The sequence below is a fragment of the Streptomyces sp. NBC_00271 genome (assembly GCF_036178845.1).
Lineage (GTDB): Bacteria > Actinomycetota > Actinomycetes > Streptomycetales > Streptomycetaceae > Streptomyces.
Genome location: NZ_CP108070.1, coordinates 2,118,725 through 2,131,583, shown reverse-complemented (window position 1 = coordinate 2,131,583; position 12,859 = coordinate 2,118,725). Strand labels below are relative to the sequence as shown.

Below are 12,859 nucleotides of genomic sequence, written 5' to 3'. Positions count from 1 at the left end.
CTTTCTCCCCTGACCTGGGCCCCCGCCTGCTGCGGCGACCGTGCCATGCTTCTGTGAGCGTTCACAGTAGAGAAACATCCCGGACACTTGTCAATGGTTGTTGCTGTGCGGTTATGTTGGGCTCGCGCCGCTGATCGAGTGTGTGCACGTTCCCAAATGATCGATTAAACGGGAGAAGATCCATGCCGGAGACCACACCCAAGGGCCTGACCGGGCTCGCCTTCGGTGGGGACTACAACCCCGAGCAGTGGCCGGAAAACGTCTGGCACGAGGACGTCCGGCTGATGCGCGAGGCGGGGGTCACGATGGTGAGCGTCGGGATCTTCTCCTGGGCGCTGCTCGAACCCGCCCGGGGGACTCACGACTTCGGCTGGCTGGACCGACTGCTCGACCTGCTGCACGAGAACGGCATCCGCGCCGACCTCGGCACCCCGACCGTCGCGCCGCCCGCCTGGTTCTACCGCGAGCACCCCGAGGCGCTGCCGGTGGCCGCCGACGGCACCCGCTACGAGTTCGGCTCGCGCGGCGCCATCTGCCACAGCAACAGCGACTACCGTGCCGCCGCGGCGAGTATCACCACCGCCCTCGCCACCCGCTACGCCGACCACCCCGCGCTCGCCCTGTGGCACGTCCACAACGAGTACGGCGTCCCCGTCTCGGCCTGCTACTGCGCGTCCTGCGCCGCCCACTTCCGCCGCTGGCTGGCCCGCACGTACGGGACCGTGGACGCGGTCAACGAGGCCTGGGGCACCGCCTTCTGGGGTCAGCGCTACGCGGACTTCGACCAGATCAACCCGCCGCGCGTGACCCCCACGGTCGGCAACCCGGCCCAGGCCCTGGACTACAAGCGCTTCGCCGACGAGACCATGCGCGAGAACTTCGTCGCCGAGCGGGACATCCTGCACCGCCTCGCCCCCGGCATCCCGGTCACCACGAACTTCATGACCGCTCTCAGCCAGTGCGACTCCGTCGACTACTGGGCCTGGGGCCGCGAGGTCGACCTCGTCACCAACGACCACTACCTGATCACCGACGGCCGCCGCACCCACGTCAACCTCGCGATGGCCGCCGACCTCACCCGCTCCGTCGCGGGCGGCGCCCCCTGGCTGCTGCTCGAACACTCCACGTCCGGCGTCAACTGGCAGCCCCGCAACCCGGCGAAGTCCCCGGGTCAGATGGCCCGCAACTCCCTGGCGCACGTGGCGCGCGGCTCCGAGGGCGCCATGTTCTTCCAGTGGCGGCAGTCCCGGCGCGGCGCCGAGAAGTTCCACTCGGCGATGCTGCCGCACGCCGGCACCGACTCCCGGGTCTGGCGCGAGGTCGTCGAACTCGGCGCGTCCATCGAGTCGCTGACCTCGGTCAAGGGCAGCCGCACCGTCGCGGACGCCGCCGTGCTGTGGGACTGGCACTCCTGGTGGGCGCAGACCCTCGACTGGCGCCCCAGTGCGGACCACGACCCGCGCGAGCGCGCCGACGCGTTCTACGAGGCGCTCTACGACCGCCACCTCACGGTCGACTTCGCCCACCCGGAAGCCGACTTGTCGGCCTATCCCCTTGTCGTCGTCCCCGCCCTCTACCTGATGACCGAGGCCGCCGGGAACAACCTCAGGGAGTACGTCGGACACGGCGGCACCCTCGTCGTCTCGTACTTCTCCGGCATCGTCGACGAGCACGACGCCGTGCACGAGGGCGCCTACCCCGGCGCGCTGCGGGACGTGCTCGGCCTGACCGTCGAGGAGTTCTCACCGCTGCTGAAGGACGACCGGGTCCGGATCACCGGCCCCGACGGCTCCGAGCTCACCGGCGACGTCTGGACCGAGTTCGTGGTGCCGCGCGGCGCCGAGACCGTGTGGACGTACGCCGACGGACTCACCGCGGGCCGGCCGGCCGTCACCCGCCACCGCCTCGGCGAGGGCTCCGCCTGGTACGTCTCCACCCGCCTCGGCGCGCAGGGCCTGGACGCCCTCATCGGCTGGGCGTCCGACGACGCGCGGATCGCGCCGCGCGCCGACCTGCCCCGCGATGTCGAAGTGGTGCGCCGCAGCGGTGAGTCGGGCACCTTCCTGTTCGCGATCAACCACACCTCGTCGGACGCCAAGGTGCCGCTGGACGCGGCCGGCACCGAGCTGCTGACGGGCGAACGAGCCGCGGGCCGCCTCATGCTGCCCGCGGGGGCCGTCCGGGTCGTACGGCTCGACGGCTGAGCCGACCGCTTTCCGGGTCGTACGGCTTGATGGCTGAGCCGACCGCCGTCCTCGTCGTACGACTCCACGCCTCACCCGACCGTCGCCGGGCTCAGGACCCCGCGGCCGAGCCGAACTCCCCTCCGCCCGTGAGTGCCACGAGAGCCGCGGGCGGAGGGGTCGCCCCCCAGAGCCACTCCGGGGGCACCCCCATTCCCATCACGTCGAAGGGACGACGGACGAAGATGTTCCATCCCAGACGCACACTCAGGACCCTGCTGTTGCCGCTCGCGGCCGGGCTGGCCCTCACCGCCCTGCCTGCCCTGCCCGCGCAGACGGCACAGGCGGCGAGCACCCTCACCAACGCCGGATTCGAGGCCGACGGCGCCGGAACGGCCACGCCCAGCGGTTGGTCGGAGTACGGCGACACCGGCGCCTCCTACGTGGAGGCCGGGGGCCACAGCGGAAGCTACCGCCTCACGCAGTACTCCTCCGCCGCCTACAAGGTGGAGACGTACCAGTACCTCTCCGGACTGACCAACGGGAACTACCGGCTCACCGCCTGGGTGCGCTCGGGCGGCGGCCAGAACTCCGCCTACCTCGCGCTGAAGAACTGCGGCGGCACCGAGCAGCGCACCGACCTGCCGGTGTCCAGCAGCGGATGGATACACCTCGTCGTCCCCGTCGCGGTGACCGGCAACCAGTGCACGATCAGCATCAACTCCGATGCCAACGCGGGCAACTGGATCAACGTCGACGACCTGGCGTTCACCTCCGGCAGCGCCACCGGGCTGTCCGTCAAGGGCTCCGACATCTCCTCCCTCGCCAAGAGCGAGGCCCTCGGCGGCGTCTACAGGACCAGCTCCGGCACCACCGGTGACGCGCTCGCCATCCTCAAGTCCGCCGGTATGAACTACGCACGCCTGAAGGTCTGGGTGAACCCCGCCGACGGCTACAACAACAAGACGCGCGTCCTGGCGATGGCCAAGCGCATCAAGGCGCAGGGCATGAAGCTCCTGGTCGACTTCCACTACTCGGACACCTGGGCCGACCCCGGCACCCAGACCAAGCCGGCCGCCTGGGCGGGCCACTCCTACAGCCAGCTGAAGACGGACGTCTACAACCACACGTACGACGTCCTCAACGCGCTGAAGGCGCAGGGCACCACCGCCGACATGGTCCAGGTCGGCAACGAGATCAACGGCGGCATGCTGTGGTCCGAGGGCTCCACCGACAACTGGTCGCAGCTCGCCGGGCTCCTCAACTCCGGCTACGACGCCGTCAAGGCCGTCAGCTCGTCGACGACCGTCGCGCTGCACCTCGCCAAGGGCGGCGACCTGTCCGGCACCCGCTGGTGGTTCGACAACGCGGTCTCGGGCGGCGTGAAGTTCGACGCCATCGGCCTGTCCTACTACGGCTACTGGCACGGCCCGCTCTCCGACTTCCAGACGACCTTGGACGACGCGGCCGCGCGTTACGGCAAGCCGGTGTTCCTGGCCGAGACGGCCTACCCCTTCCGTCTCGACAGCGACGACTCGCTCGTCAACCAGATCGACACGACCGGTGAGCTGGTCTCCGGCTACCCGGCCACCACCGCCGGGCAGTCCGCGTGGCTGCGGGACGTGATGAACGTCGTGGAGGCCGTCCCGAACGGCCGCGGCCTCGGTGTCTTCTACTGGGAGGCCACCTGGACCGCCGTCACGGGCAACGGCTGGGATCCGGCCGACGCCACGTCCGGCAACGGCTGGGAGAACCAGGCGCTGTTCGGCTTCGACGACAAGGCGCTGCCCGCGATGTCGCAGTTCGGCCACCGCTGATCAGTCACCGTCGATGACATGAGGGCCCGGCTGCCGCGGCAGCCGGGCCCTCATGGCGTCCCGGGGACTTCCGGGCCGCGCGAAGGCGTGGAAGTCCCGTGCGGGCCGCCCCGGGCTGCGGGACAGTGGTCACACAGCGCCACCATCACGAAGGGCAGGGGGGACGAGATGCTGAGGGTTCCCGTCGGCGGGCGACGCCTGGACATCCTGGAGTGGCTGCGGGACCCCGCCGCGCACTTTCCGCCCGAGCGCCACGGCTCTCTCGCCGACGGCGTCGACGCGGCGGCCCTCGCCACCAAGCTCGGCGTGAGTCACGCCGTCGCCCGCACCCACCTCGAGCTCCTTGTCGGGGTCGGGCTGCTGCGCGCGAGAAGGATCGGGCGGCGCACGCTCTACCACCGCGACGAGTACCGCATCGCCGAGGTCCGCTCCCTGTTCGAGAAGGGCTGGTAGGGCGGGGAGGGAAGCGGGGGAGGAGAAGAAGAGAAGAGGGGGAGGGGCGGCGGGGGCGCCGCGTGCCTCGGTCGAGTGTGCGAGGGCGTCGGCGTCGGCGTTACCCTGTTCAGCGGCCGCGATCATGTGTCGCGGCGCGGCGGTGGGGCCCGCCGTACCCGAACCGCGGCGCTGATGCCGCCAACGGTCCCTACTTGCGATGTGGTGTGCCCGGGGGCCCGGGCCCGGCGAGTAGGAGAAGTACGTCATGACCGTCCCGCATCCCGAGCGCGTCGACGAACCGGGTGCCCCCGCACGGCAGACCCCGCGCCGCGCGTCCCCCTGGCGCGGCCAGGCCCCGGTCGTGGCGATGGTCTCGCTCGGCGGAGCCATCGGCGCCACCGCCCGGTACGGGGCCGCGCGGCTGTGGCCCGTGGAGACGGGCGGTTTCCCCTGGACCACGTTCTGGGTCAACGTCATCGGCTGTGCGGTGATCGGCGTCTTCATGGTCGTCATCACGGACGTGTGGGCGGCCCACCGACTCGTGCGGCCCTTCTTCGGCACCGGTGTGCTGGGAGGGTTCACCACCTTCTCGACGTACGCCGTGGACATCCAGAAACTGGTCGACTCGGGCCACCCCGGAACCGGCCTCGCCTATCTCGCCGCGACCCTGTGCGCGGCGCTCACGGCGGTGTGGCTCGCGGTGACCGCGGCCCGCCGCGCCCTGGTACGGAGGCAGCGATGACACGGCTGACGGGCAGCGCCCTACGGGTGACGATCTTCATCGGCGAGAACGACGTCTGGCACCACAAGCCGCTGTACACGGAGATCGTGCACCGCGCCCACGCGGCGGGACTGGCCGGCGCGAGCGTCTTCCGCGGCATCGAGGGCTTCGGCGCCTCCTCGCTGATCCACACCTCACGGCTGCTGTCGCTGAGCGAAGACCTGCCGGTGGCGATCGTCATCGTGGACACCGAGGACCGCGTCCGTGCCTTCCTGCCCCAGCTCGACGAACTCGTCGGCGAGGGGCTGGTGATCCTTGACGACTGCGAGGTCATCCGGTATGCGGGACGCGACGCCGAATCCGACAAAACGGGCAAGAAAGGTAAGAGGTAGTTGTGAACTGGCTGCTGGTGATCGTCGGCGGAATGGTCGGCGCGCCCCTGCGCTATCTGACCGACCGTGCGGTGCAGACCAGGCATGACACCGTCTTCCCCTGGGGCACCTTCGCGGTCAACGTCGTCGGCTGTCTGATTCTCGGCCTGCTGACCGGCGCGGTCGCCGCGGGGGCCGCGGGTTCCCACCTTCAGCTGTTCCTCGGGACCGGCCTGTGCGGGGCGCTGACCACGTACTCGACGTTCTCGTACGAGACACTACGGCTGACCGAGACCGGCGCGGGGTTCTACGCTGCGGCCAACGCGCTCGTGAGCGTGACGGCCGGGCTCGGCGCGGCGTTCGCGGGTGTCTCGTTCGCCCGGGCGTTGTGGGCCTAGGTGCCGGACGTCACCCGCGCGTAGTAAGACTGTCTACAGCACTGTCGACCAACCCCCCTCACCACCAACCCCTCAGACCTAGAACTGGATCCTATGAGCGTCATCAACGTCGGTCAGGCCGTCGTCCTCGGAGTCGTCGAGGGAGTGACCGAGTTCCTCCCCGTCTCCTCCACCGGCCACCTCAAGATCACCGAGGGGCTGATGAACATCCCGGTCGACGACAAGGCCGTCGTCGGGTTCTCAGCGGTCATCCAGGTCGGCGCGATCGCCGCCGTACTGGTGTACTTCTTCAAGGACATCGTGCGGATCGTCTCCGCGTGGGGTCGGGGGCTGCGCAATCCCGAGGAGCGGCAGCACCACGACTACAAGTTCGCGTGGTGGGTCATCTACGCCACCATCCCGATCGTGATCGTGGGCCTCGCCGCCAAGCGGCTCATCGACGGACCACTGGCCTCCCTGTGGGTGGTCGCGGGCTCGCTGATCGTCGGCAGTGGTGTGATGTGGGTGGCGGACCAGATGGGGCGCCACAAGCGCGGTGAGGACGACACGTCCTTCAAGGACGCGATGCTGGTCGGTTGCTCGCAGATCCTCGCGCTGCTCTTCCCGGGCTTCTCGCGCTCCGGCGCCACGATGTCGACCGCGCTGATCCTGGACCTGGACCGGGTCGCCGCCACCCGGCTCTCGTTCTTCCTCGGCATCCCCGCCCTCACCGGCGCCGGTCTGTACGAGCTGAAGGACGCCCTGGGTACGGGGGTGGGCGCCGCGCCGCTCGCGGTCGGCACGATCGTCTCCTTCATCGTCGCCTACGGGTCGATCGCCTGGCTGCTGAAGTTCGTCGCCAAGCACTCCTTCAATGCCTTCGTGATCTACCGGATCGTTATCGGTCTGGCACTGTTCGGGCTGCTGGCGAGCGGGACCCTCGCCGGCTGATCGCGGAAACAGCAGCTCACAGGGGGTGCGAAGCCGGTTTACAGGCCTCGCACCCCCTGAATGTTTCTTTTCACTCCCCTTGACAGCCCCCTCTTGTCACCCGCAGGATCACCCCCGTGAACCTGTCAGACAGCCAGACAGGTGGATCGGTACCGCGGCGCGTCAGCGCCATGGAAGCGGTGCTCACCCACCTTCGCAGCGCCATCGAGCGCGGCGAATACGCCATCGGTGACAAACTCCCCTCCGAGGCGGAGCTGTGCCGCCGCCTGGAGGTCAGCCGGCCGGTGCTCCGCGAGGCGCTGCGGGCCCTGCAGGTGATGGGCCTGACCGTGTCCCGTACGGGCAAGGGCACCTTCGTGGTCGCCAACGCGGTCGAGGACCCCACCTTCGGCGACTATGCGGCGAGCGACCTGCTCGAGGTGCGCCGCCACGTCGAGATCCCGGTCGCCGGTTACGCGGCGGTGCGCCGCACCCCGGAGAACCTCGACCACCTGGCCCATCTGCTGGACCGGATGGAGCGGGAGACCGACACCACGGCGTGGGTCGCGATGGACACGATCTTCCACATCGCGGTCGCCGAGGCCTCGCAGAACCCGGTCTTCCGCAGGGTGATCGAAGAGATCCGGGACGCGCTGGCCCGCCAGTCCGCCTTCCTCAACGAGCTCGGCGGGCGGCGTGAACAGTCCAACCGTGAGCACCGGGCGATCGTCGAAGCGCTGATCGACGGCAGTGAACACGACGCGGTGGAGGCGATGTCCCATCACCTCGACCGCGTGGAGACCACCCTCACCGACATCGTGCGCCCCGCGCGTACGGACACCCCCACGGAAGGCGGACCCGAGGCGTGAGCGAGCAGTCCCTCAAAGACGAGGCCACATCGGCCGGCAAACCGGCCGCGCACGTCGACGCCGGAGACGCGGGTTACAGCAAGTCGCTGAAGTCCCGGCACGTCAACATGATCGCCATCGGCGGCGCCATCGGCACCGGCCTCTTCCTCGGTGCGGGCGGCCGGCTCGCCGACGCCGGCCCCTCCCTCTTCGTCGCGTACGCGGTGTGCGGCGTCTTCGCCTTCCTCGTCGTGCGCGCGCTCGGCGAACTCGTCCTGTACCGGCCGTCCTCCGGCGCCTTCGTGTCGTACGCCCGGGAGTTCCTGGGGGAGAAGGGCGCCTACGTCGCCGGCTGGATGTACTTCCTGAACTGGGCCACCACCGGTATCGCCGACATCACCGCCGTGGCCGTCTACACCCACTACTGGGGCATGTTCTCCGACATCCCGCAGTGGGTGATCGCGCTCGTCGCGCTCGCCGTCGTCCTCACGGTGAACCTGATATCCGTACGCATGTTCGGCGAACTGGAGTTCTGGTTCGCGATCATCAAGGTGAGCGCGCTCGTCGTCTTCATGCTCATCGGCATCTTCCTGCTGGTCACCCAGCACCCCGTCGACGGCACCACCCCCGGCCCGTCCCTGATCACCGACAACGGCGGAATCTTCCCCAACGGCCTGCTGCCGATGCTGCTGATCATCCAGGGCGTCGTCTTCGCCTACGCCTCCGTCGAACTGGTCGGTGTCGCGGCGGGCGAGACGGAGAACCCCGAGAAGATCATGCCGAAGGCGATCAACTCGATCATGTGGCGTGTCGGCCTGTTCTACGTCGGCTCGGTCGTCCTGCTCTCGATGCTGCTGCCCTGGAACAAGTACAGCGCGGGCCAGAGCCCCTTCGTGACCGTCCTGTCGAACATCGGCATCCCGGCGGCGGGCGGCGTGATGAACCTGGTCGTGCTCACCGCGGCCATGTCGTCCCTCAACTCCGGCCTCTACTCCACCGGCCGCATCCTGCGCTCCATGGCGATGTCGGGCTCCGCTCCCCGGTTCACCGGAGTGATGAGCCGCAGCCAGGTCCCGTACGGCGGCATCCTGCTCACCAGCGGGATCTGCGTCCTCGGCGTCGGCCTCAACTTCGTGGTCCCCGCCGACGCCTTCGAGATCGTCCTGAACTTCGCCGCCATCGGCATCCTCGCCACCTGGGGCATGATCATGCTCTGTCATGTGCTGTTCTGGCGGAAGACCCAGCGCGGTGAGCTGACCAGGCCGAGCTACCGCCTGCCCGGCTCGCCGTGGACCGAGATCGTGACGATCGGCTTCCTCGTCTCCGTCCTCGTCCTGATGTACGCCGACGGGGGAGCGGGGCGCACCACCGTGCTGTGTCTGCCGCTGATCGCCGTGGCGCTCGTCGCCGGGTGGTACGGGGTGCGCCGCCGGGTCTCCGGCATCCGTGACGGAGTGGACGTGTGAGCACGAGCATGACGTACGCCGCCTCGGTCGCCGCCGCCCCGGTGATCCGCGAACCCCTGCACGCCCCCGTCGCCCACCTCGTCCGCGGCGGAGTCGTCGAAGGCATCCACTACGGCTCGGTGGTCGTACTGGCCGCCGACGGCGGCGTCGACCTCCAGATCGGGGACATCGAGGCCGCGTTCTACCCCCGCTCGGCGCTCAAGCCCGTCCAGGCGGTGGCGATGCTGCGGGCGGGACTGCCGCTGGACGGCGAGCTGCTCTCGCTGGCCGCGGCCAGCCACTCCGGCGAGGAACGGCACCTGGCCGGGACCCGGCGGATCCTGGAACTGGCCGCAGTCACCGAGGACGACCTGCGCAACGTGCCCGACCTGCCGTACGACCCGGTCGTGCGGGACGTCTGGATCCGCGAGGGGCGGCTGCCGTCCCGGCTCGCGCAGAACTGCTCCGGCAAACACGCCGCCATGCTGATGACCGCCCGGCTCAACGGCTGGTCCCTCGACGACTACCTCGACCCGGGCCACCCCCTCCAGCAGGCCATCGCGGAGATCGTCGAGGACCTCACCGGGCAGGCGATCGCCCAGGTCACCGTCGACGGTTGCGGCGCGCCCCTCTTCTCCGTCTCGCTGCACGGGCTCGCCCGCGCCGCCGCCCGGATCACCACCGCACCGGCCGGCACCCCCGAGGCGCGGGTCGCCGATGCGATGCGCGAGCACGCCGAGATGGCGTCCGGCTCCGGCCGCGATGTCGCGGCGCTGATGCGGGCCGTGCCGGGGCTGCTCACGAAGGACGGCTTCGAGGGCGTCCAGATGGCCGCGCTGCCCGACGGCCGCGCCGTCGCCGTGAAGATCGCCGACGGGGCCGACCGGGCGCGCGGTCCGGTGGCCGCGGCGGCGCTCGCGCGTGCGGGGGTCGCCCCGGCGTTGCTTGCGGAGTTCGGCTCCGTGCCGCTGCTCGGGGGCGGTGCCGTTGTGGGCGGGCTGCGCCCGGCCCGGGTGCTTGATCCGCTCTCGGTCTGAGCGGCGTGCGACCAGGTCATGGGGGTGCGTCGCCGGGTGCGGGGTCGTCGTGGCTGGTCGCGCTGTTCCCCGCGCCTCTTGCGTCCGTGCGTCTCAGGGCCGGATCAGCAGCTCGTCCCCGACCAACCCGCCCCTACGCCTCACCCATCCCACCCTCACCCCTCCGAAAGAGGACCGCTCAGTCATGACCGTCGCCGCAGCGCACCGCAGTGAACACGATCTGCTCGGGGACCGTGACGTCCCGGCCGAGGCGTACTGGGGCATCCACTCCCTGCGCGCCACCGAGAACTTCCCCATCACGGGAACGTCGATCTCCGCCTACCCGCATCTGATCGAGGCCCTGGCCGCCGTCAAGGAGGCCGCCGCCCGTGCCAACGAGGAACTCGGCCTGCTCGAACCGGAGAAGGCCATGGCCATCGTCGCCGCCTGCCGGGAGATCCGCGCCGGCAAGCTGCACGACCAGTTCGTCGTCGACGTCATCCAGGGCGGCGCCGGAACCTCGACGAACATGAACGCCAACGAGGTCGTCGCCAACCGGGCGTTGGAGCTCCTCGGCCGCGCCAAGGGCGAATACCAGTACCTGCACCCCAACGAGGACGTCAACCTCGGCCAGTCGACCAACGACGTCTACCCCACCGCCGTCAAGGTCGCCACCGTCTTCGCGGTGCGCGAGCTGCTCAAGGCGATGGCCGTGCTCCAGGACGCCTTCGCCGCCAAGGCCTTCGAGTTCCGTGACGTGCTGAAGATGGGGCGTACCCAGCTCCAGGACGCGGTGCCGATGACCCTCGGCCAGGAGTTCTCGGCGTACGCGGTGATGCTCGACGAGGACCGCAGCAGGCTCGCCGAGGCCGTCGAGCTGATCCACGAGATCAACCTCGGCGCCACGGCCATCGGCACCGGCCTCAACGCCCCCGCCGGATACGCGGAATCCGCCCGCCGCCACCTCGCCGCGATCACCGGGCTGCCCCTGGTCACCGCCGCCAACCTGGTCGAGGCCACACAGGACTGCGGCGCCTTCGTCCAGATGTCCGGCGTGCTCAAGCGGATCGCCGTGAAGCTGTCGAAGAGCTGCAACGACCTGCGGCTGCTGTCCTCCGGGCCGCGCGCCGGCCTCAACGAGATCAACCTGCCGCCGGTGCAGGCCGGTTCGAGCATCATGCCCGGCAAGGTCAACCCGGTGATCCCCGAGGTCGTCAACCAGGTCGCCTTCGAGGTCATCGGCAACGACGTCACCATCACCATGGCCGCGGAAGCGGGGCAGCTCCAGCTCAACGCCTTCGAGCCGATCATCCTGCACTCCCTGTCCGAGAGCATCACTCACCTGCGCACCGCCTGCCTGACCCTCGCCGAGCGTTGCGTCACCGGGATCACCGCCAACACGGAGGTCCTGCGCGCCGCGGTCGAGAACTCCATCGGCCTGGTGACCGCCCTGAACCCGCACATCGGGTACACGGCCGCCACCGACATCGCCAAGGAGGCCCTCGCCACCGGGCGAGGCGTCGCCGAACTCGTCCTGGAGAAGGGCCTGTTGCCCGCCGAGCGGCTGGCGGCGCTGCTGCGGCCCGAGGTCATCGCGGGCAGCGGCACCCCACAGGCGGTGTGACCCGATGCGCACCAGGACCGGTCCGGCGGCACAATGGTGATCATGGCTGTGTCTTCCTCGTATCCGCCGTCTCCGTCGTCCCCGACCTTCCAGCCGGTCCTGGAGCGCATCGCCACCGAGATCGGGCAGACACCCGGCCGCGGCCGGCCCGCCGACTACATCCCGGCGCTGGCCGCCTGCGACCCCCGGCGCTTCGGCATGGCCGTGGCCGAGCTCGACGGCACGGTGTACGGCGTGGGGGACTGGCGGCAGCCGTTCTCCACCCAGTCCATCACCAAGGTCTTCACCCTCGCCCTCGACCTGGCCCGTGAGGGCGACGAACTGTGGGAACACGTCGGCCGCGAGCCCTCCGGCAACCCCTTCAACTCGCTGGTGCAGCTGGAGTACGAGAACGGCATCCCGCGCAATCCGTTCATCAACGCGGGCGCCCTGGTCGTCACCGACCGACTCCAGACCCGTACCGGCGACGCGGCCGGCACCCTGCTGGCCTTCCTCCGTGCGGAGAGCGGCAACGCCGAGCTCACCTTCGACAAGGAGGTGGCCGCCTCCGAGGCCACCCACGGCGACCGCAACGCGGCCCTCGCCCACTTCATGGCCTCGTACGGCAACATCGACAACCCGGTACCGGTGCTCCTCGAGCAGTACTTCCGCCAGTGCTCGATCGAGGCGTCCTGCGCCGACCTCGCCCTCGCCACGGGCTTTTTGGCCCGGCACGGTCTGCGCGCCGACGGCTCCCGACTGCTCACCCAGAGCCAGGCCAAGCAGGTCAACGCGGTCATGCTGACCTGCGGCACGTACGACGCGGCGGGTGACTTCGCCTATCGCGTCGGCCTCCCCGGCAAGAGCGGCGTCGGCGGCGGCATCATCGCGGTGGTCCCCGGCCGCTGCACCCTGTGCGTCTGGAGCCCCGGTCTGGACGAGCGGGGCAACTCGGTGGCAGGCGTGGCGGCCCTGGACCGCTTCACGACACTGACGGGCGTGTCGGTGTTCTGAGTCCGTACGGGCGGGGTTTACCCCATCCCGGCTCGGTAGAGCGCCCCGTCAGGGGCGCGGGGCTGTGACAATGTGCGGCTCCGCCGCGTGGGCGCGACC

Annotated in this window: 12 protein-coding genes; all 12 read left to right on the top strand. The window is 70.0% G+C overall.

The window, feature by feature from the left end; genetic code table 11:
- Nucleotides 1-182: 182 nt before the first annotated feature.
- Nucleotides 183-2,204, top strand: a complete 2,022-nt coding sequence (locus OG798_RS10235) for a beta-galactosidase (RefSeq protein WP_121417002.1) — start codon at nucleotides 183-185, stop codon at nucleotides 2,202-2,204.
- 224 nt (nucleotides 2,205-2,428) lie between these two features.
- The gene (locus tag OG798_RS10230) at nucleotides 2,429-4,000 is read left to right on the top strand and encodes a glycosyl hydrolase 53 family protein (RefSeq protein ID WP_095856260.1); all 1,572 of its coding nucleotides are present in this window, start codon (nucleotides 2,429-2,431) and stop codon (nucleotides 3,998-4,000) included.
- Between the two features lie 168 nt (nucleotides 4,001-4,168).
- Nucleotides 4,169-4,453 carry an ArsR family transcriptional regulator gene (locus OG798_RS10225; protein ID WP_328756844.1) on the top strand — a complete coding sequence of 95 codons (285 nt, stop codon included), beginning with the start codon at nucleotides 4,169-4,171 and terminating at the stop codon, nucleotides 4,451-4,453.
- A 247-nt stretch (nucleotides 4,454-4,700) separates the two neighbouring features.
- Nucleotides 4,701-5,177: a fluoride efflux transporter CrcB gene (gene crcB / locus OG798_RS10220; RefSeq protein WP_095856261.1), complete on the top strand. Its 477-nt coding sequence runs from the start codon at nucleotides 4,701-4,703 to the stop codon at nucleotides 5,175-5,177.
- A complete protein-coding gene (locus OG798_RS10215) occupies nucleotides 5,174-5,548 on the top strand; it encodes a DUF190 domain-containing protein (protein WP_097283438.1) in 375 nt (124 codons plus the stop codon). The genes crcB (OG798_RS10220) and OG798_RS10215 overlap by 4 nt, the downstream gene beginning before the upstream one ends.
- Nucleotides 5,549-5,550: 2 nt before the next feature.
- The gene (crcB, locus tag OG798_RS10210; RefSeq protein WP_328756842.1) at nucleotides 5,551-5,925 is read left to right on the top strand and encodes a fluoride efflux transporter CrcB; all 375 of its coding nucleotides are present in this window, start codon (nucleotides 5,551-5,553) and stop codon (nucleotides 5,923-5,925) included.
- 93 nt (nucleotides 5,926-6,018) lie between these two features.
- A complete protein-coding gene (locus OG798_RS10205) occupies nucleotides 6,019-6,855 on the top strand; it encodes an undecaprenyl-diphosphate phosphatase (protein ID WP_121417004.1) in 837 nt (278 codons plus the stop codon).
- A gap of 170 nt (nucleotides 6,856-7,025) precedes the next feature.
- On the top strand, nucleotides 7,026-7,703 hold the full coding sequence (locus OG798_RS10200) for a FadR/GntR family transcriptional regulator (protein WP_095856265.1): 678 nt from the start codon (nucleotides 7,026-7,028) through the stop codon (nucleotides 7,701-7,703).
- Nucleotides 7,700-9,148, top strand: coding sequence for an amino acid permease (locus tag OG798_RS10195; protein WP_121417005.1), 1,449 nt, complete (start codon nucleotides 7,700-7,702; stop codon nucleotides 9,146-9,148). Before OG798_RS10200 ends, OG798_RS10195 begins: the two co-directional genes overlap by 4 nt.
- 8 nt (nucleotides 9,149-9,156) lie before the next feature.
- Entirely contained in the window at nucleotides 9,157-10,164 is a 1,008-nt protein-coding gene (locus OG798_RS10190) for an asparaginase (protein ID WP_095858283.1), read from the top strand.
- 184 nt (nucleotides 10,165-10,348) lie between these two features.
- A complete protein-coding gene (gene aspA / locus OG798_RS10185) occupies nucleotides 10,349-11,767 on the top strand; it encodes an aspartate ammonia-lyase (protein WP_095856267.1) in 1,419 nt (472 codons plus the stop codon).
- 33 nt (nucleotides 11,768-11,800) lie between these two features.
- On the top strand, nucleotides 11,801-12,760 hold the full coding sequence (locus OG798_RS10180; protein WP_095856268.1) for a glutaminase: 960 nt from the start codon (nucleotides 11,801-11,803) through the stop codon (nucleotides 12,758-12,760).
- The last annotated feature ends 99 nt before the right edge of the window (nucleotides 12,761-12,859 follow it).